Annotated in this window: 15 protein-coding genes; 8 read left to right on the top strand and 7 right to left on the bottom strand. The window is 68.3% G+C overall.

Annotated elements, in window-relative coordinates; translation table 11 throughout:
* Positions 1-21: 21 nt before the first annotated feature.
* The 3 genes from KHO22_RS27635 to KHO22_RS27625 form a co-directional block, all read right to left on the bottom strand.
* A complete protein-coding gene (locus tag KHO22_RS27635; protein WP_211950365.1) occupies positions 22-1,098 on the bottom strand; it encodes an ATP-NAD kinase family protein in 1,077 nt (358 codons plus the stop codon).
* Between the two features lie 291 nt (positions 1,099-1,389).
* A complete protein-coding gene (locus KHO22_RS27630; protein ID WP_211950364.1) occupies positions 1,390-3,354 on the bottom strand; it encodes a sigma-54-dependent Fis family transcriptional regulator in 1,965 nt (654 codons plus the stop codon).
* Positions 3,355-3,564: 210 nt separating this feature from the next.
* Positions 3,565-4,578: an LLM class flavin-dependent oxidoreductase gene (locus tag KHO22_RS27625; protein WP_211950363.1), complete on the bottom strand. Its 1,014-nt coding sequence runs from the start codon at positions 4,576-4,578 to the stop codon at positions 3,565-3,567.
* Positions 4,579-4,808: 230 nt separating this feature from the next.
* On the opposite strand from KHO22_RS27625, the gene KHO22_RS27620 reads away from it, so the two are divergent.
* Complete coding sequence (locus KHO22_RS27620) at positions 4,809-5,564, top strand: IclR family transcriptional regulator (RefSeq protein ID WP_211950362.1); 756 nt, start codon at positions 4,809-4,811, stop codon at positions 5,562-5,564.
* Positions 5,565-5,594: 30 nt separating this feature from the next.
* On the opposite strand, the gene KHO22_RS27615 is transcribed toward KHO22_RS27620, so the two are convergent.
* Entirely contained in the window at positions 5,595-8,324 is a 2,730-nt protein-coding gene (locus tag KHO22_RS27615) for a patatin-like phospholipase domain-containing protein (RefSeq protein ID WP_211950361.1), read from the bottom strand.
* Between the two features lie 199 nt (positions 8,325-8,523).
* On the opposite strand from KHO22_RS27615, the gene KHO22_RS27610 reads away from it, so the two are divergent.
* The 6 genes from KHO22_RS27610 to KHO22_RS27585 all read left to right on the top strand — a co-directional run bounded on the left by KHO22_RS27610 (position 8,524) and on the right by KHO22_RS27585 (position 15,238).
* Complete coding sequence (locus KHO22_RS27610) at positions 8,524-9,249, top strand: IclR family transcriptional regulator (protein WP_211950360.1); 726 nt, start codon at positions 8,524-8,526, stop codon at positions 9,247-9,249.
* A gap of 73 nt (positions 9,250-9,322) precedes the next feature.
* Positions 9,323-10,933: an OPT/YSL family transporter gene (locus KHO22_RS27605; RefSeq protein WP_211950359.1), complete on the top strand. Its 1,611-nt coding sequence runs from the start codon at positions 9,323-9,325 to the stop codon at positions 10,931-10,933.
* Positions 10,934-10,964: 31 nt separating this feature from the next.
* A complete protein-coding gene (locus tag KHO22_RS27600; RefSeq protein ID WP_211950358.1) occupies positions 10,965-12,149 on the top strand; it encodes an aminotransferase class V-fold PLP-dependent enzyme in 1,185 nt (394 codons plus the stop codon).
* 33 nt (positions 12,150-12,182) lie between these two features.
* Entirely contained in the window at positions 12,183-12,938 is a 756-nt protein-coding gene (gene pepE / locus KHO22_RS27595; protein WP_211950357.1) for a dipeptidase PepE, read from the top strand.
* 128 nt (positions 12,939-13,066) lie between these two features.
* Complete coding sequence (locus tag KHO22_RS27590) at positions 13,067-14,227, top strand: porin (protein WP_211950356.1); 1,161 nt, start codon at positions 13,067-13,069, stop codon at positions 14,225-14,227.
* Positions 14,228-14,281: 54 nt separating this feature from the next.
* Positions 14,282-15,238, top strand: a complete 957-nt coding sequence (locus tag KHO22_RS27585) for a DUF1177 domain-containing protein (protein ID WP_211950355.1) — start codon at positions 14,282-14,284, stop codon at positions 15,236-15,238.
* A gap of 24 nt (positions 15,239-15,262) precedes the next feature.
* Here KHO22_RS27585 and KHO22_RS27580 read toward each other — a convergent pair whose 3' ends face one another.
* Both KHO22_RS27580 and KHO22_RS27575 read right to left on the bottom strand, forming a co-directional pair.
* Positions 15,263-16,261: a DedA family protein/thiosulfate sulfurtransferase GlpE gene (locus tag KHO22_RS27580; protein ID WP_230427050.1), complete on the bottom strand. Its 999-nt coding sequence runs from the start codon at positions 16,259-16,261 to the stop codon at positions 15,263-15,265.
* A gap of 131 nt (positions 16,262-16,392) precedes the next feature.
* The gene (locus tag KHO22_RS27575; protein WP_211950354.1) at positions 16,393-17,022 is read right to left on the bottom strand and encodes a response regulator transcription factor; all 630 of its coding nucleotides are present in this window, start codon (positions 17,020-17,022) and stop codon (positions 16,393-16,395) included.
* A gap of 372 nt (positions 17,023-17,394) precedes the next feature.
* Between KHO22_RS27575 and fusA the strand changes: the two genes are divergently transcribed.
* The gene (gene fusA / locus KHO22_RS27570; RefSeq protein ID WP_211950353.1) at positions 17,395-19,503 is read left to right on the top strand and encodes an elongation factor G; all 2,109 of its coding nucleotides are present in this window, start codon (positions 17,395-17,397) and stop codon (positions 19,501-19,503) included.
* 79 nt (positions 19,504-19,582) lie between these two features.
* Here fusA and KHO22_RS27565 read toward each other — a convergent pair whose 3' ends face one another.
* Positions 19,583-20,509: an alpha/beta hydrolase gene (locus KHO22_RS27565; protein WP_211950352.1), complete on the bottom strand. Its 927-nt coding sequence runs from the start codon at positions 20,507-20,509 to the stop codon at positions 19,583-19,585.
* Between the last annotated feature and the right edge of the window lie 4 nt (positions 20,510-20,513).

The raw sequence follows: 20,513 nt of genomic DNA, 5'->3' as shown, positions 1-20,513 counted from the left end.
GCTTGCTTGGTACGTGCTTGCTCAATACGTGCTTGCCCGGCTCGCGACCGATACGCTGCGCATCAGCCGCTCGCGCGCGGCATAGCGCATGCACGCCGCCACGTCGATGCTGCGAAAGGCGTGTTCGTGCAGGGTGACAGTGACTTCGTCGTGGGGGCCGAAGGCCAGTTCGCGCTCGCCGTCGAGCGCGACGATGCCCGCGCGCTGGCGCACGCGATGCGGCCGGGCATGTTCCAGGTACTGCCAGCCCGCCACGGAAACCGGGCACAGCAGGCCGGGTGCGATCGGCGCGCGCAGCTCGAACTCGCCCTGCCCCGGCGCGGCCAGCTCGATCGCGAGCCCGCCCGGCTCGCGCCGGCCCAGCGGCTCCAGCAGCCCGGCGATGGTGGACAGGCCAATCGCCTGCGGATCGGCGAACGCCACATAGACGGCGGCCAGCGTGTCGGCTTTCCACAGCGCCCGCGCGCCGATGAAGTGCTCGTGGGTAATCACCGCGTCGACGAGCGCGATATCGCGCCGAAAGCCGCCGTCGGCATCGCGGATCACGATGTCGAGCCGCTTGTTCGACGCCAGCGCCTGCGAGGCCGGCACCTGGCCAGCCGCGTACAGTCCCGCCGCCAGCCCCGTGATGGTCGGCTCGCGCATTTCCGGGAAGGCATTGTTGGTGCCGGTGGACAGCCCGGCGATCGGCACGCCGCCGCATTCGCGCACCACGGCACGGTGGGTGCCGTCGCCGCCGAGCACGATGATCACGGCCACGCCGGCATCTGCCATGTGGCGCGCCGCATTCAGCGTGTCGTCGACGCGCGCGGTGACGGGCATGTCGATGTACTCGACAGCCGGCAGCCCCGCGTCCGGTCCCTGGTGCCGGGTCAGGTGGCGGGCGAGCATGACGCGCAGGCCTTCGCGATCCGGCATCATCATCACGCGGTCGATGCCGCAGGCCGACAGCGCGGCCAGCAGGCGCAGCACGATATTGACGCGATCGGCCAGCTGCAGGCTGCTGGCATTGGCAATCACGCGGCGGATATCGCGCGCCGAAACCGGGTTGGCGATGATGCCGACCAGCGGCGCACCGTCGGACCGTGCTTGCCCCATGGCCTGTCTCCGTTGTCGTTGTGCTGACAGGGCAGATCGCAATGGCCGTGCCAGCACGCGCGGCGCGGCTCGGCGACGCAGGGGACAGGAAAAATTGCGGGATAACCCGCAGGAAACGCGGGTCAGGCCGCCGCGCAGGCGGTGCTGGCGGCGTTCATGGCGTGACAGGTGTCACAGCGCAGGTGTACAGCGCTGGACAACCGTATCGCCGTATTGGCCGTATTGGCCGTATTGGCGGTATTGGCCGTATTGGCCGTATTGGCCGTATTGGTCCGGCTACTGCGGGTACGGCTACTGCGGCGGCTCGCCGTCGCGGCGGTTGGGAGACTGGATGCCGTAGCGCTCCATGCGGCGGTACAGCGTCATGCGGCTCACGCCGATCTGTCGCGCCACGGCGCTCAGGTTCCAGCCTGACGCACGCAGGTACTGCATCAGCAGCATGCCTTCGGGCGGCAGTTGCGGCACGCCCGGCTCCCGGCTCAGCACCGGCACGGCGGGCACTGGCGCCGGGGCGCCCAGGCCATCGGGCAGGTCGTGGGCGTCGATATAGCCGCCGGAGCAGACGGCACGCGCGTACTCCAGCACGTTGCGCAGCTCGCGCAGGTTGCCAGGCCAGCGGTGATGGCAGAGCTGATCGCGCGCCTGCGGCGACAGCGTGACGCCGCGCCGGCCGCCATCGTCCAGCATCTTCTGCACAAGCCATTCGAAGTCCGTGCGGTCGCGCAACGGCGGCAGCGCGAACCGCGCGCCGTTGAGCCGGTAGAACAGGTCCTCACGGAAGCGCCCTTGCGCGACCAGGTCTTCCAGCCGGTGATGGGTCGCGGAAATTACGCGCAGCCGGACCGGCACCGGACGCGCGGCGCCGATGGGCAGCACCTCGCCCTCGGCCAGCACGCGCAGCAGCCGCGATTGCAGTTCGCGCGGCATGTCGCCGATCTCGTCGAGGAACAGCGTGCCGCCGTCCGCTTCCTGGATCAGCCCGCGCTTGCCGCGCGGCCCGGCGCCCGAGAAGCTGTTGGGCAGGTGGCCGAACAGCTCGCTCTCGATCAGCGTTTCGGGAATGGCGGCGCAGTTCACCGCCACGAACGGCTGTCCGCGGCGGCTGCTGGCCTGGTGCAGGGCCTTGGCAAGGTACTCCTTGCCGCTGCCGGTCTCGCCGTTGATGAGCAGGTTGATCGGTGAATCCACCAGGCGCGCCGCGCGCTGCAGTTGCTGCGCCAGCGCGGGATCGCCGCCGCACAATGCCGCCAGCGGCTCCGGCAGCGGCGCCGGCCGCTCCTGCACGGCATCGGCCTGCCAGCGCAAGGCCGGCGGCATCACGCTCAGGTACAGCAGGCCGCCGCTGCGGTTCAGGGCCACCAGGCGCTGCTCGCTCGGACGCGAATAGACATAGCGGCCCAGGTCATCGAGGCGTGCGTCGAACAGCGTCTCGAACGACTGGCCCAGCACCGTGCCGGTGGCCAGCTCGCCCTCCAGCATCCGCCGCGCGCGGTGGTTGTGTCCGACGATGCGGCCGCTGTCGTCCAGCGCGAGCAGGTACTCCGGGTTGACGTCGACGAACTCCGGCGCGACGTTCAGCTTGAGGATCCAGTCGCGGTGGTGTGCGCGCAGGAAGTTGGCGTTCTCGATATGCGCCGCGTAGATGCGTACCAGCTGCAGCGCCAGCCCCTGGCTGTCCTTGGCATGCGGGGAAGTCAGCGCGGAGATGTCCAGGATCGCGTGCAGCTTGCCGTGCGTATCGAACAGCGGCGCCGCGGTGCAGGTAAGCGGAATGTGGGTGGCGTCGAAATGATCGGCCTGGTGCACGGTCAGGGCTTCGCCGGTGAACAGCGCCGTGCCGACCGCGCACGTCCCCGCGCCGCACTCGCTCCATTCCGCGCCAAGATACAGGCCCGCATGGCGCAGGTCGGCGTCGGTGCGCGCGTCGCCGATGTAGTCCACGGTCACGCCCTGCGCATCGGTCAGCAACACCACGTAGCCGAGACCCGCGACCTGGGCATGGAGGCTCTCCAGCCCGTGGCGCGCGATGCGGGCAAAATCGTCGATGCGTTGCTGGTGCTCGCGCAGGCGCATCTGCGGCACGATGCGGGCTTCCTGCATGCGCGACGGGTCCAGCCCGTACTGGTGCACGCAGCGCCGCCAGGAATTCTGGATCACGACATCGTGCGCGGGCCGGTCCGCGGGCAGCGCGGGCGGGGGCAGGTAGCTGGTGGCGTGCACGACCGTCTCGATGTGCTCGCGTTGCCGCAGATCCATCGCTGTCTCCTTATCGTCTCGCGGTCGTCTCCGCGGCGTGCGCCGCGGACGGCGCATTGGCGAACTGGCGAGCCGGGGCGCGTCATTGCGCGACCCCTTTGACCTTGTCGCGGCTACTGTATCCGAGACGGTCGGGCCGGTGCAAACCGGCGTCAATCACGCTGCGGTTATGTGCGCCAGACGGCATTCCACAGTCGTGGGCGCACTCCCTTAACCCACCGGCGTCAGCGCACGCGCCGCGTCGGCGGCAATCTCGAACGAGCGCAGGCGCGCGGCATGGTCGAAGATCTGGCCCGTCAGCATCAGCTCGTCCGGGCGCAGTTCATCGACAAAGTGCTGCATGCCGGCGCGCACCGTATCCGGATTCCCCACCACCGAGCACGCGAGCGAACGACGGATGTGGTCCGCCTCGCTCTCGGTCCACAGCGCCTCGATATCGTCCACGGGCGCGCGCAATTGCCCCGGCGTGCCGCGCACCAGCGCCAGGAACTGCTGCTGCAGGGAGCTGAACAGGCGCCGGGCCTCAGCATCCGTCGGCGCCGCGAACACATTGAGGCCGAGCATGACGTAAGGCCGCTCCAGCTGCGCAGAGGGCCGGAAGGTACGCCGGTACAGGTCCACGGCCTGGCGCATGAAGCCCGGCGCGAAATGCGAGGCAAACGCGAACGGCAGGCCCATCGCCGCCGACAGCTGCGCGCTGAACAGGCTGGAGCCAAGCAGCCACAGCGGCACCTTCAGGCCCGCGCCGGGCACGGCGCGCAGGCGCTGGCCGGGACGCACGTCATCGAAATAGGCCTGCAGCTCTTCCACGTCCTGCGGGAACGTATCGGCCGTGTCCTGCGACAGTTGCCGGCGCAGCGCGCGCGCCGTGGCCTGGTCGGTGCCGGGCGCGCGGCCCAGGCCAAGGTCGATGCGGCCCGGGTACAGCGAGGCCAGCGTGCCGAACTGCTCGGCCACTACCAGCGGCGAATGATTGGGCAGCATGACACCGCCCGAGCCCACGCGGATCGTGCGCGTGCCGTTGGCCACGTAGCCGATCAGCACCGCGGTTGCGGCGCTGGCGATGCCGGGCATGTTGTGGTGTTCGGCCAGCCAGAAGCGGCGGTAGCCGAGGCGCTCGGCGTGCTGCGCAAGGTCGAGCGCGTTGCGCATGGCCTGGCCGGCATCGCTGCCCTGCGCAATGGGGGCCAGGTCGAGAACGGAATACGGGATCGGGGTCGTCATGGAAGCTGCCTTGGCGCGCCGGCAGGCACGGTGCCGGCCGATGCGCGGGGGAATCGAAAGCGTCCGCCATCTTAGTAAGACCCCGGCAATCGTGCTGGCGGCCGCCACGCGGCCTTACCGGCGGCGTGGTTATCGGCATGGACAGCGCCGCAGTGCTTTCGGCGGGGAAGGATTGAGCGCAGCGCCGCTTGTCCCGTACCATGCTGCCCCATGCGAAGCAGGAAATCGGTATGACACTCAAGACACTGGACGGCGCGCTGGCCTTGCTGACCCACTTCACCGTGCGGCAGCCCACCTGGGGCGTGCGCGAACTCGCCAAGCACAGCGGCGTGCACTACGCCGTGGTGCACCGCGTGCTGGCCACTTTTGCGGCCAACGGCTTTCTGGTGCAGGACGCGGCCACCGGCAAGTATTCGCTGGGCCTGCGCCTGTTCGAGCTGGGCCAGGTCGTGCGCAAGAGCTTCTCGCCCGACGAGATCGTGCGCCCGGTACTGGAAAAGCTGGCCGCGCAAAGTGGCGAAACGGTCTTCCTGTCGTGGCTCGATGGCCATGAGGGCCTGTGCGTGGGCCTGGTGCAAAGCCAGCACCAGCTGCGCTTCTCGATCGAACTGGGCGAGCGCTTTCCGCTTTATGCCGGCGCGCATGCCAAGGCCATGCTCGCGTTCCAGAATGACGCCTTCCGTGACGAGGTCTACCGCCAGGGCATGGAGAAGATGGGACCGCATACGACGCTGGACCGCGACACGATCGAAGCCCAGCTGGCCGAGGTGCGCCAGCACGGCTGGGCGCACACGCGCGAGGAAGCGGCCGCGAGTGTTGCGGGGCTGGCGCTGCCGCTGTGGTCGCGCGACCGCAGCGCGGTGATCGGCTCGGTGGCCATTGCCGGCCCGCAGCAGCGGCTCGGCGACGACGCGGTACCGCGCCTGCTCGAGGCCCTGCGCGATGCCAGCGGCCGGCTCGAGGACGTGATCGGCTTCGTGCGCTGATCCTGCGCTGATCCTGCGCTGATCCTGCGATCAGCCGGCCAGCAGCGCCTGCCCCACCCCGCCGCCAAAGACGCGCTGGCCGATGGCGAGGCCCAGCGCGCGGTAGCTTTCCCACTGCGCCTCGTCGAAGAACTGGTCGGCGGTCGCCTCCTGCGGAAAGGCCGGATGGTCCGCGCCGTACTGCTGCACGTCGGCCGGCGCCCAGTCCGCCAGGCGCGGCTTGAGCAGCACGATGCGGCAGGCCGGATCGCGCTGGTCGGCGCCGGGACCGGCGCGGTACACATTGAGCAGCACGGCGCATTTGCCCGCCGCCTCGCCTTCGGCGTCCGAACCAAAGTCTTCCGGCAAGCCGAACACCCTGCTCAGTACCGGGTGCGTGGTGGCGGCCTCCGTATCCACCACGATTTCCAGGCCGTGGTCGATACGCGCGAGACGGATCAGGTTGGCCAGGTCGCCGAAGCGGTAGTCGATATCGCCGCCGGCATCGCACAGCACGATCAGTGACACATCGCGGCCCGGGCGCAGCAGCTCGTACACGCCGGTGTTGTCGAAGTGCCCGCCGTCCGACAGGTACTGCCAGCCGCGCCGCATGCCGTGGAAGCGCGCGGCGAGTTCGCAGCCAAGGCAATACTGCGTGCGGAACAACGCGCTGAAGCGCGCCAGCAGCGGATGCGTGGCGCGCTCGGGCTGGCGCTGCGTGGCGGGCACGGTGCCGGCGTGGCGCGCGCCGTCGTGCAGGTAGGACTGCCACCAGATACCAAGCCGCAGGTTGGCCAGCCCCAGCAGCAGTGAAGTCCCGAGCGTGGTGGCACGTCCGAGACCGGGCGACACCGTCGCACCGGAGATCGCGATCCAGTCGCCCAGCGTGCGGAAATCGGCGACCCGGGCAGTCCCCGGATGCGACAGGTCCGGGCAGCACGGGCGCCCGTCGACGAGAAAGCGCGCATAGGCATCGGACGGCAGCGTCTGCGCGGGCCCGGGCTGGACCACGCTGGGACCGGGGCCCAGGCACAGCGGCTTGCCCTTGCGGTCGCGCTGCACCAGTTGCTCGGCCGGATCCACGGTCAGGTTCAGCGTGACGTTGATCAGGTGCAGCGGCGCCAGCACGCGCGGATCGTAGTAGGTGTTCAGGCTGAGCTGGTCGCCGGGCACCGGCTCGGCCACGCTGAAACGCTCGCGCCCCTGGTGGCCCGGCGCATGCGGGACGAAGCGCTCGCCGTTGGATGCGCCAAGATAGGCGCGCGTGAGCCGCGCGGCATAGAACGGCTGCAGCGTCGACAGGTTCAGGAAGCCCGTGAAGCGCCCCGCGACCACGGCGAGCAACAGCGCCACCAGCACCAGTACGAGGAGCACAGGGCCGGTATAGGCATTACCGAACACGAGCCAGTCCACCGGCTCGCGGCCGTTCCAGCGCACGTACAGCACCAGCCACGACCACAGCACGTACACCAGCAGTGCCAGCAAGGCAGCCAGTGCCCCGGCCAGCAGCGATACGGGCAGGTGCGCCCTCAGCGCGCGCCACGGCGTATCGGCGCTGTCCTGCTTGCCTACGTCGCGCAGGCTGGCGGCGTAGCGCACCAGCCAGACCAGCGCGGCGAGCACTCCGGCGGGCACGCCCGCGCCCCATGCCGACGCGGCCATGAACGCATAGAGGAAGGTCGTGCGCGCGATGGTGTCTGCCACACCAAGCGCCAGCAGCCACAGCGTCAGCGTCACCGCGCTGCGCAAGGCGCGCGTGGCGCGCACGCGATAGTCCGGTACCGTGCGCGGCGCCGGCACGAGCATGGCCAGGCAGCACAGCACGGCCAGCAGCGTCAGCGCGCCCGCCGCCGCCAGCACGCAGGCAAGCACCAACCCCGGGCCCAGCCACACGACCCACCGTGCCGCCAGCAGCAGCAGGATGGCCACCAGCGTCGCGACGATCGGGCCGGGGCTCAGGAAGCGGGCCGCCGCCTGCGGGTCGCTGGCACGCGGATACACCATCCAGTAGGCCAGCCCGGGCGGCACGGCCAGCAGCAGCGCCGCGCCCAGCGGCAGCCACAGCAAGGCGCTCCACCAGACCACGCATTCGCCCTGGTTGAATGCCTGGCGCGCGTCATGGAGCAGGTCCATCTCGTAGCGGCCGAGACCGTACGACATGCCCGTGGCCGTGTACTGGCCCAGCGCCAGCACGGCCAGCAGCAGCAGCAGCGCGCTGCCGATCACGTAATGCATGGCCAGCCAGTTGCGCAGGATCAGCGCGGCGGCGTAGAGGTTGTCGCCGGCACCGGTCGGGGACAGGTAGCGCCCGTTCTCGCGCAGCCACGCCACGGCGCCGCGGCTTGGGTCGGATGCATAGGACACCGAGGTACGAATGCGCCCGGGCGGCTCGCACTGCATCGTGTGATACGCGTCGGCGGCAGCCTGGACCGGGTTCGTGCCGCGCCGCAGGCGGCCCGGCACGAACAGGCTGGTGAAGAAGGCGCCCAGGAAGCCGCCCCCGCTGACCGTGGACAGGTAGTCGAACTGGGGCAGCAGCGAGACCGCCGGGGCAGGCGCCCCCGGCTCTCCGCCATCGGGCTGCGCCGCCGGCCGCAGCGGCGTGCCCGCGAGGGCCTGCAGCACACCGAGGCAGAAGGTGGCGCTGCGGATGCCGCCGCCGGACAGCGCCAACGCCCAGTTGTGCGTGTCCGCGCCCGGGCGTGCCGGAATGCCAAGCTGCCGGCGCCTTTGCGCGATCCGGGCGGCTTCGTCGCTGAATCCGTGGTCTTCTGCAGGCATGCACGCCTCCGTGGCGAAGGGTCTGAGCCAAGTATAGGACGCTCCGCATCGCCTCCGCGGCATGAGGCGCCAACGCCTCGCAGTCGCCGGCATCCACTCGTACTCGTGTTAACCCTGATTGTTGTAGGGGGTCGCCGGGGCCTAGCATTTCTCTGTATCAGAGACGATGTCTCTATATACGAGACACAAGGCAATCGAAATGCTCAAGACCCTCGACGGCGCACTGGCGCTGTTGACCCACTTCAATGCGCGCCAGCCAAGCTGGGGCGTGCGCGAACTCGCGCGCGAAAGCGGCGTGCATCACGCCGTGGTCCATCGCGTGCTGGCGACGTTCGCCGCCAACGGCTTCCTGGTGCAGGACGCCGTCGGCCGCTATGGCCTGGGTCTGCGCTGGTTCGAGCTGGGCCAGGTCATGCGCAAGACCTTTTCGCCGGCGGTGGTGGTGCAGCCCGCGCTGGAAGCGCTGGCGCGGCAGAGCGGGGAAACCGTGTTCCTGTCATGGCTGGACGGTGACGAGGGCCTGTGCACGGATATCGCGCAAAGCCAGCACCAGCTGCGCTTTTCGATCGAGGTCGGCCAGCGCTTCACGCTCGATGCGGGCGCCCATGCCAAGGCGATCCTCGCCTTCCAGCCGGAAGCGCTGCGCCAGCGCGTAGCGCTGCGCGCGGGCCTGGCCGCGGAAGAACTCGAAGCGCGCCTGGCGCGGGTCCGCGCCGAAGGCTGGGCCTACACCTGCGAGGAATCGGCGGCCACCGTGGCCGGGCTGGCAGTGCCCCTGTATGGCCGCGATACGCGAGCCGTGGTCGGCTCGCTCGCGATTGCCGGTCCGCTGCAGCGGCTGGATGAACACGCCCTGCCGCGCCTGCTCGATGCGCTGCGGGACGCACGCGACACCATCGGGCCGGTGACAGGGTTCCTGCGCTGACCACACACAGCGGGCTGCCAGCCGGGCTGGCGAGGCACGCGAAACGAGACAACACTAGGGAGGAAGGGTAGACATGACACCAATGCAAACAGAACTGAATGCGCCGGGGGTGGCGCAACCAGCGACAAGAACGCGCTTCATGGAGCCGCTCCTGCTACTGGTTTCCGTCGTGCTGTCCGTGTTCGGCGCAATGATCGGCATGCAGCTGATCGTGTCGCTGGGCATCTCCGCCAATACCTCGATCATCGGTGCGCTCATCGCCATCGTGTTCTCGCGCATCCCGCTCGAGGTGACGCGGCGCTTCCGTGTGCTCGAGCGCCAGAACCTGGTGCAGACGGCGATCTCGTCGGCCACGTTCGGCGCGGCCAATTCGCTGATGATCCCGATCGGCGTGCCGTACGCCATGGGCATGCCGGAACTGGCCACGCCGATGCTGATCGGCGCGGTGGTCGCCATGTTCGTCGACGGCGCCATGCTGTACTTCCTGTTTGGCAGCAAGATCTTCCCGGCCACGGGCACCTGGCCCGCGGGCATTGCCACCGCAGAGGCCATCTGGGCCGGCGATCGTGGCGGCCGCAAGGCGGCGTTCCTGGGCCTGGGCATTGCCGTGGGCGTGGGCGGCGCGTGGCTCGGCGTGCCGATGTCCGCGTTCGGCGCGGCTTTCCTCGGCAACCTGGCGGCGCTGACCATGTTCGGCATCGGCCTGCTGGTGCGCGGCTACTCGGTGGCATTGACCGGCGTCGACATTGCCAAGGCCTACATCCCGCACGGCCTGATGATCGGCGCGGGCATCGTGGCGCTGTTCCAGGTGGCCACCGAAATCCGCCGTGCGCGCCACGCACCGGTCGCCGATGCGCGCACGATCGAAGTGCCCGCCTCGCGCGCCAGCCGCATCCTGTCCGGCGGCTTCCTGATCTACCTGGCCATCGCGCTGCTGATCTCGGTGCTGGCCGGCCACGTGTCCGACATGTCGCTGGGCATGCTGGTGGTGTTCGTGCTGTACGCCGCGTTCGCCGCCTACGTGCATGAGCTGATCGTCGGCATCGCGGCGATGCACTCGGGCTGGTTCCCGGCCTTCGCGGTGGCACTGATCACGCTGACCATCGGCATCCTGATCGGCTTCCCGCCGACGGCGCTGGCGGTGCTGGTGGGCTTCTCGGCCGCCACCGGCCCGGCCTTTGCCGACATGGGCTATGACCTCAAGACCGGCTACCTGCTGCGCGGCGAAGGCCGCGACATGGAAGCCGAACTGGCCGGCCGCAAGCAACAGTTCCTGGCCGCGATGATCGGCTTCGCCGTGGCCGCGGTCGTGGTGCTCGTGTTCCACGGCAGCTTCTTCTCGCAGAACCTGCTTCCGCCGGTCGACCGCGTCTATGCGGCGTCGATCAAGGCCGGCTCTTCGGCGGAAATCGCGCGCAACCTCGTGATCTGGGCCATTCCCGGCGCGCTGCTGCAATGGCTCGGCGGCTCCAGGCGCCAGCTCGGCATCCTGCTCTCGACCGGCATGCTGATCGCCTCGCCGCTGGCCGGCTGGGCAGTGCTGGCTGGCCTGCTGATCCGCTTCGTGGTGCAGCGCCTGCGCGGCGACAGGCACGTGGCCGAGATGAGCGCCTTTGCCGGCGGCGTGATCGCGGGCGACGCGTTGTTCAGCTTCATCGGCTCGGTCACCAAGCTGCGCAAGTAACACCCTCCCTCTGCATTACCTGAGACGTTCCATGGATATCCAAGCGATCCGTGCCGGCACCCCGCTGACGGCCTCCACCATCTATCTCGACACGGCAGCGGCGTCGCTGCCGCCCGATGCGGTGCTCGACACCGTGCGCAGCTACCTGCTCGATACCGGCCACGTGGGCATCTACCTGCCGGCGTTCCGCAAGCAGACCTATGCACGCGTGGACGCCGTGCGCGGCAAGCTGGCCGCGCTGCTGAACGCGGCGGCCGACGAGATCGCCTTCACCAAGAACGCGACCGAGAGCATCTCGCTGATCGCCCGCGGCATTGCCTGGCAGGCCGGCGACGAAGTCCTGGTGGCCGATACCGAAATGCTGAGCAACCTGCTGCCGTGGCGCCGCCTTGAGCAAACCCACGGCATCGTGGTGAAGATGGTGGCGGCCGATGCCGAAGGCCTGCTGTCGCCGGAAGCCTTTGCCGCGGCCATCACGCCGCGCACGCGCCTGCTGACGTTCTCGCACCTGCCCAACTCCACGGGCGCGGTGCAGCCCGCGGCGCAGATCTGCGCCGTGGCGCGCCGCCACGGCGTGCTGTCGCTGGTCAATGCCGCGCAGAGCGTGGGCATGCTGCGCTCCGACGTGGCCAAGCTGGATTGCGATTTCCTGGCCGGCTGCGGCCGCAAGGCGCTGCGCGCGACCGAGGGCTCGGGCTTCCTGTATGTGCGCCGCGCGCTGATCGAGCGGATCGAGCCGGCACTGGTCGGCTGGTGGAACGGCGCCTATGACCGCGCCACCGGCGCGTTGTCGCTCGTGGCCGGGGCGCGCCGCTTCGAGGCGGGCTGCCCGATCGTTCCGGCGATCCTGGGCATGGGCACGGCCATCGACTATGCGATGCAGATCGGCATCGACGCGATCGAGGCGCGCGTGCGCGACCTGACCGAATACGCGGTGGCGAAGTTCTCGTCGATCCCGGGCTTCGAGCTGTACGGCCCGGCCAACGCGGCCGACCGCATCGGCATCGTGCCGTTCAATGTGCGCGGCGTGGACCCGGCCAGCATCGTCGCCGCGCTCGAAGCGCAGCAATGCATCATCGAAGCCGGCAACTTCATGGCCGACGCGATCCTGGCGCGCTATGGCGTCTCGACCATGGCGCGCGTGTCGCTGCACTACTTCAATACCCACGAGGAAGTCGACCGCGTGGCCGCGCTGATCCGCGCCGCCGTGGCCTGAGACCCGAACCGAATCCCTGAAGGAATACCAGACATGACCCAACGCATCCTCTTGATGAGCAGCTCGCGCAAGGACAACCTCGGCTATCTCGAGCACGCCGGCGAGCAGATCCACACGCTGCTGCGCAAGGAACCGCGCAAGGTGCTGTTCGTGCCGTTCGCGGGCGTGACGTTCAGCTCCGACACCTACGAAGGCCTGGTCAAGCCGGTGTTCGAACGGCTGGGCTACACGCTCGAGTCGATCCACCACAGCGCCGATCCGCTGCGCGCCGTGAACGAGGCCGAGGCGATCGCCGTGGGCGGAGGCAACACGTTCGCGCTGCTCAAGCGCATGTACGACGCCGGCATCGTCGAGGCGATCCGCGCCAAGGTGCGCGCCGGCACGCCGTACGTGGGCTGGAGCGCGGGCAGCAACGTGGCCTGCCCGACCATCCGCACCACCAACGACATGCCGATCGTGCAGCCGCCGTCGCTGCGCGCGCTCGGCCTGGTGCCGTTCCAGATCAACCCGCATTTCATCAGCGGCAAGCCGGCCGGCCATAACGGCGAAAGCCGTGAAGAGCGGCTGGCCGAGTTCCTGCATATCAACGCACCGGAGCAGGTGTTCGCGTTGCCGGAAGGCTCGGCGCTGTACAGCGACGGCACCCATGGCACCGTGCTGGGCGAGCGCCATGCGCTGTGGTTCCCGGCCGAAGGCCAGGTCGAGACCATTCGTGAAGGCGAGACGTTTGCGCTGTCACGCATCAACGGTCCGGCCGGGATGCAGGACTGGCCAGGCTTTGCCGGCTAAGCGCACGCCTCGCTGATCCCGCCGGGCAGTCGGTGCCCGGCCAATACGAACAAGACCACTTCTGACGCAGGCCGCGGTGATCCGCAGCCTGCGCGGACACCCTTTTGCCCTCTGGAGGAGAAACCATAATGAGCCACCCCGTCCGCCGCGCCGCCCGCGTGGCCCTGCCGCTGTTGCTGAGCCTGCCCGCTGCCGCCATGGCACAGTCCGGCCTGACGCTGTATGGCGTCATCGACAGCGGCCTGACGTACCAGACGCATTCCAACCCGGCGGGCGACGCAGTGCTTGGCCTGCAGCAGGGCGGCGAGGGCTACCTGTCGGGCAGCCGCTTCGGCCTGCGCGGCAGCGAGGACATCGGCGGCGGGGTCAAGGCCGGCTTCGTGCTCGAGAACGGCTTCCTGACCGATACCGGCAAGCTGGACCAGCAGGGCCAGCTGTTCGGCCGCCAGGCCTATGTGAAGATCGGCAACCGGTGGGGCGAGCTGGCCATGGGCCGGCAGTACACCACGGCCAACACCATGCTGTACTACGTCGACCCGCTCGGCGTCGGCGCGGCACCGTCCAACTCGTGGATGGTCTACCTGACCGGCCAGCGCTATGACAACGCGCTCAGCTACACGGGCAACTTCGGCCCGGTATCGGTGATCGCCGAATACGCGCTGGGCGAAACCGCCGGCAAGGGCTCGGCGAGTTCGTCGGTATCGCTGGGGCTCAGGTACGCGTCCGGCCCGATCACCGCGATCGGCGACTTCCAGCAGACGCGCGACATCCAGAGTCGCGCCGCGCGCATCTACATGGCCGGCCTGAAGGCCTCGGTCGGTCGCGGCAACCTGTTCGCCAACTATATCTACAGCGACCGCGACGGCGGCTTCGATTCGTCGCGCGGCGGCACCGACACGGCCACCATCACGAGCATGTCGACCGCACCCACGCCGACCAACCGCGCGGCCATCAACTCGGTCTTCAACGGCAGCCGCCGCGACGACTTCTTCACCGTCGGAGCGAGCTACCCCATCACCGGCAACGTGACGCTGACTGGCAGCGTGATGCACAACCGCACGCGCGCCGACAACTTCAGCGGCAACCGCACCACGGCCTACGGCGTGGCCGACTACGCGTTCAGCAAGCGCACCGACGCCTACCTGGCCGTGGCCTACGACTGGGTGCACGGCGACTGGTCCGGCCTGTTCGGCAACAACACCACGAGCTGGACCGGCGACAGCGGCCGCCGCCTTGACGGCCGCGACAACCAGACCACGGTCATGGTCGGCCTGCGCCACCAGTTCTGACCGGATTCATCCCGCCGCGCGCGCGGCACTACGCAATTTCATTTGGAGAAAACCATGGCCCTGCAGCAGACGCTGGTCATTCATGAAGCCCTGGACAGCCCGAACGCCAACGGTGCTGTGGTCCGGGAACTGTTCGCGCCCTACGTCGAAGCCGGCGTGACGGTCGAAGTGCTCACGGTGCACAACGCCCCGCCCGAGAACACCGACAACACCAGCGACTTCATCACCATCGTGATTCCGGGCACGGCCGGCAAGCTCGGCGGCGGCAAGGCGCCCACGCTGGGCGTGATCGGCCGCAACGGCGCAATCGGCGCGCGGCCCGAGCTGGTCGGCCTGGTCTCCGACGCGGATGGCCCGATCGGCTGCCTGGCCGTGGCGCTCAAGCTCGCGCAGATGAAGGAGCGCGGCGATCACCTGGCTGGCGACATCATCGTGACGACGCACCTGTCGACCAATGTCTCGATGCAGCCACACGATCCGGTGCCGTTCATGGGCATGCCGGTGTCGTCGGACACCATGAACGACCATCAGGTTCTGCCGGAGATGGACGCCATCCTGTCGATCGATGCGTCCAAGGGCAACAGCATCATCAAGCACCGCGGCTTCGCGATTTCGCCGACGGCCATGCAGGGTTACATCCTTCGCGTGAGCCCGGACCTGGTCGCGACGATGGAATCGACCACCGGCTGCCCGGCCGTCACGTTCCCGATCTCGCAGCAGGACATCACGCCGTATCACAACGGCCTGTACCACTTCAACAGCATCATGCAGCCCCATGTGGCCACGCGTGCGCCCGTGGTCGGCGTGGCGGTGACGGCACAATCGGTCGTGTCGGGCAGCGCCACGTCGGCCAACCATGAAATCGACATTGCCGAGGCGGTGCGCTTCTGCGTGGAAGTCGGCAAGCGCTTCGGCACCGGCAAGTGCCAGTTCTTCAACGCCGCAGAGTGGGAAAAGATCCGCGCGGTCTACCCGGACCTGTCGGTGTTCCAGACCGCCGGCACGCGCTGAGACTACCGCCCCCGGCGGGGCGGATCAGCCGGCCGCCGCGTCGTTGGCCGCTTGCGCTGCTTGCGCCGCTTGCGCCGCTTGCGCCGCTTGCGGCGGCGATTCGGCGCCGCCATGCAGGCGCTTCCACTCATCGAAGCCACCGGCCAGGGCCCAGGTCTGCCGGTAGCCGGCGGCCCTGAGCCGCTCGGCCAGGATGGCCGCCGAGATCTCGTGCGGGCAGGCGCAGTAGACGACGATATCCCGGGCCTCGAGCTGGCCGCCCAGTGCGTCGAGCGATCCGTGCATGTCGACCACCATGGCGCCCGGGATGCGTTCGATCGGTGCCGGGCCATGGGCGCGCACGTCCAGCACCAGCGGCAGCGTGCCGGCGCGGCGGCGGGCCTCGAGCTCGTCGACGGTCATGCGCGGTACCCGCCGCGTGCGGCGCAGCATGTGGAAACGCCACCACACGCGCCAGGCCAGGAACAGCGCGAACGCGCCCACGCAGATCAGCACCGCCAGGTGCCCGTATTCGCTGAAGCCGGCCAGGATGACATCGACAAAGTCACTGAACACCACCCCGACCAGCAGGGCCGCGCCGGCCCAGACCAGCGCGCCGAGGGCGTCATAGAACAGAAACACCGGCAGCGGTGTGGCAGTCATGCCGGCCATGGCCGTGGACAGCGCTCCGGCGCCGGGCAGCAGCTTGGCGAACACCAGCGCACGCGGCCCCACGCGCAAATAGAGCGACTGGGTCTGGCGGATGCAGGTGTCCGGCGACATCGACACCTTGCAGATGGTGCGCAACATGGGCTGGCCGAGACGGCGGCCGGCAAAATACCAGGCGGTATCCGCGATGAGGCAGGCCGCGATCACGGCCGCCAGCACTGCGCCGATCGATGGGCCGGTCTCCTGCACACCCAGCGCGCCGGCCACGAACAGCATCGGATACGCCGGAATCGGCAGGCCCGCCTGTTCCGCCAGCACATTGAGGAACACCAGCATCAGCCCATGGTTTTCCAGCATGGTCTGCAACTCGCCCACAGCCGTCCCCCCACCTTGGTCTTGAACATTGGTCAGACCATCAGTGTGCCAGTGCTGCAGCCAGCTTGCACGTGTGCTGGCTGCATGGGACGTTCAAATTCCTTGAGCCTGAGGCTTGTCCCCCGCCGGCCTTACTGGACCAGCCGGCAGCGCCGGGCAAAGTCGACCAGTTCCACCAGCGAGCCGACCTGCAGCTTGGCCATGAGGCGTGCCTTGTAGCTGCTGACGGTCTTGGTGCTGATAAACAGTTCGTGGCTGATGTCCTTGTACGACATGCCGCGCGCCAGCATCTTCAGCACCTCCAGTTCCTTGTCGGAAAGGCGTCGCAGGTTCTCATCGTCGCCGTACAACGCCGGCCCGCTGGCGCCGCGCCGTGCCAGCGCCGGAAAAACCGTATAGCCGGCCAGCACGGACTCCACCGCGCGCAGGATTTCGCGGATGTCCTGCGTCTTGCTGACAAAGCCCTGCACGCCGGCCTGCCATGCGCGCGACACGAACACGGCCGGATCCAGCGCGGTCACGACCAGGACGCGCACCGCCGGATGGAGGTCGCGCACCCTGGTCGCCACATCGAGGCCGCCGATGCGCGGAATGTCGAGGTCTAGTATCACCAGGTCCGCCTTGTGCTGGCGCACCGCTTCGATCGCGCACTGGCCATTGTCGGCTTCAAGGACATGCTCCACGCCGAGCAGTTGGGAAAGCTGCGATCTCATCACCAGCCGCCACGCGGGATGATCATCAACGATCAGGACGCTAGCCATGCTTGCCTGTCTGTCTCTCTGTATCGAAATTGGTCGGAACTGGTCGGAACTGGTCGGAATTGGTCGGGAAGGCGCCCGGGCGCCGGAAGACTGTCACCCGCAGGAGGCAGACGCCGGACACGAACGGGCAAGTATAGGCAGGCACGCGGGCCCTGAAATGCGGTGGCACCGCAATGCAGATGAATCTTCATCTGACGAAGCAATTTCTTTGCTCTTATAGGCCGCCAGCGCTCCGGATTCACCGGCTTGCCGCCGGCTGACGACGGCAGGCGCACGCCCGCCCCGGCGGCTGCCCCTTCCGATTGCAGGGGCAAACGGGGTTGCGCGGCAGGTGCTACTCTAGTTCATTGGTGTCGTCCTGGAGAGATCACCGTGTCCCGCAAAACCCCCATCGAGCGCTACCGCAATATCGGCATCAGTGCCCATATCGACGCCGGCAAGACGACGACGACGGAGCGTATCCTGTTCTATACCGGCGTCAATCACAAGCTGGGGGAAGTGCACGACGGCGCCGCGACCATGGACTGGATGGAGCAGGAGCAGGAGCGCGGCATCACCATCACGTCGGCGGCGACCACGGCGTTCTGGAAAGGCATGGCCGGCAACTACCCCGAGCACCGCATCAATATCATCGACACGCCGGGACACGTCGACTTCACCATCGAGGTCGAGCGCTCCATGCGCGTGCTCGACGGCGCGTGCATGGTCTATGACGCGGTCGGCGGCGTGCAGCCGCAGTCCGAGACGGTCTGGCGCCAGGCCAACAAGTACAAGGTGCCGCGCATCGCGTTCGTCAACAAGATGGACCGCGTCGGTGCGGACTTCTTCCGCGTGCAGACCCAGATCGCCGACCGGCTCAAGGGCCGCGCCGTGCCGATCCAGATCCCGGTCGGTGCGGAAGACCATTTCCTTGGCGTGGTCGACCTGGTCAAGATGAAGGCCGTGGTCTGGGACGACGAGAGCCAGGGCGTGCGTTTCGAGTATCGGGACATCCCGGCCGAGCTGCTGCCCATCGCGCAGGAATGGCGCGACAAGATGATCGAAGCCGCCGCCGAGGCCGACGAAACGCTGCTCGAGCAATACCTGGCCGGCGATCCGCTCACCGAGGCGCAGATCAAGCAGGGCCTGCGCAAGCGCACCATCGCCAACGAGATCGTGCCGATGCTGTGCGGCAGCGCGTTCAAGAACAAGGGCGTGCAGAGCATGCTCGACGCGGTGATCGACTACCTGCCCTCGCCCGCCGACGTGCCCGCCATCCTCGGCCATACCGAGGACGACCGCGAGGCCGAGCGCCACCCGAACGACGACGAGCCGTTCTCGGCGCTGGCGTTCAAGATCATGACCGACCCGTTCGTCGGCCAGCTGATCTTCTTCCGCGTGTACTCGGGCGTGGTCCATTCCGGCGACACGGTCTACAACCCGGTCAAGTCCAAGCGCGAGCGGCTGGGGCGCATCCTGCAGATGCACGCCAACGTGCGCCAGGAGATCAAGGAAGTGTGCGCCGGCGATATCGCCGCGGCGGTCGGGCTGAAGGAAGCCACCACCGGTGACACGCTGTGCGACCCGAACAAGGTCATCATCCTGGAACGCATGAGCTTCCCGGAACCGGTGATCTCGCAGGCCGTGGAGCCGAGGACCAAGGCGGACCAGGAGAAGATGGGCATCGCCCTGAACCGGCTGGCGCAGGAAGACCCGTCCTTCCGCGTGACGACCGACGAGGAATCCGGGCAGACCATCATCTCCGGCATGGGCGAGCTGCACCTGGAGATCCTGGTCGACCGCATGCGGCGCGAGTTCGGCGTGGAAGCCTCGGTCGGCAAGCCGCAGGTGGCCTACCGTGAAACCATCCGGCAGGCGGTGAAAGACGTCGAGGGCAAGTTCATCAAGCAGTCCGGCGGACGCGGCCAGTACGGCCACGTCGTGCTCAACGTCGAGCCGATGCCGCATGGCGGCGGCTACGAGTTCGTTGACGCGATCAAGGGCGGCGTGGTTCCGCGCGAATTCATTCCGGCGGTGGACAAGGGCATTCGCGAGACGCTGACCGCCGGCGTACTGGCCGGCTATCCGATCGTCGACGTGAAGGCCACGCTGGTATTCGGTTCGTACCACGATGTGGATTCGAACGAGAATGCGTTCCGCATGGCTGGCTCGATGGCGTTCCGCGAAGGCATGAAGCGCGCCAGGCCGATCCTGCTCGAGCCGATGATGTCGGTGGAAGTGGAAACGCCGGAGGAATTCACCGGCAACGTGATGGGCGACCTCTCGTCACGGCGCGGCATGGTGCACGGCATGGAAGAGATCGCGGGAGGCGGCGGCAAGGTCGTGCGCGCCGAGGTGCCGCTGGCGACGATGTTCGGCTACTCCACGTCGCTGCGCTCGCTCACGCAAGGGCGCGCGACCTTCACGATGGAGTTCAAGCACTACGCCGAGGCGCCAGTCAACGTGGCGGAGGCGGTGATCAATGCGAAGAGAGCGGCGTAACTAACGCCACGTGCCTGGCGAGATCCGCTGGCTCGCCGGCACAGCAGGCGGGAAGTATGAGGCCGGTGGCGAACCTTGATCACCTGCGCGCGCCAGGCTCCATGCTGTCCACGTCGGTCGTTCCTGCCGGACCTGCCCTGGCCGGATCGAGTTGTCCACTATGCAGGTAAGCAGTGATCGGGGCCCAGAAGCGGACGAGCTCGTCGCCTTCGATGGCGGCGTTGTGAACCAGGCCGTTGTAGGCGACCAGCCGATGCGGCCCCGCGGCGGCGGCGGCAAGCCGTTCTGCGTTGGCGAAGGGAATCAGTTCGTCGGAACGGCTGTGCGCCAGCAGCAGCGGCAGCGCAAGCTTGCGCACCTGCGCTTCGTTGTCCCAGGGTTCGGGCAGCAGCGGTGCCAGCCAGGACGGCACGATGCCTGTGGCCACCGCGGCCGAGCGCGCCGTGGCGAATCCGGCGCCAATCACGACCCCCGAGGGTGCCGGGGACAGGGAGCCGACGATATCAAGCAGCACCCCCGAGCCGAGCGAGTAGCCGAGGACGTAGCGCCGTACCGCCAGCGGCGTGTCCGCGACAAAGCGACGGTAGGCTTCCAGGCCGTCCTGGCGCAGGTTGCTCACGCTGGGCCGGCCGTCGCTGGCGCCATAGCCGCTGTAGTCGAACACGAAGGACGATATGCCCTCGTGGTAAAGCAGCGCCTGCACGATGGCCCAGTCAGAAAGGTTCTCCTCGTCGCCGTGGCAGATCATCAAGGCCGGCGCAGCCGGGTCGGCCGCCTGCACGTAGGAAGCATGCAGCTGGCGTTGCGAACTTGCGAAGACGATCTGCCGTGACGGCGTGCCGAAGCTCTCGGGCGTGAAGACGCCGGCGGGCTTGGGTACGAACGCATCGCGCTCGATCGCGGCGAACAATGCGAGCCGGCCGAATCCGACCAACAAGGCCAGGCAGGCCGCCCCTGCCAGCCAGCGCGTGACGGAATGATGGCCCCTGTGATCCATGCCTGCCATGACA

This window comes from Cupriavidus yeoncheonensis (assembly GCF_905397275.1).
GTDB classification, from domain to species: domain Bacteria; phylum Pseudomonadota; class Gammaproteobacteria; order Burkholderiales; family Burkholderiaceae; genus Cupriavidus; species Cupriavidus yeoncheonensis.
Note: the sequence above shows the minus strand (reverse complement) of the source record. Positions and strands in the feature narration are given on the sequence as shown.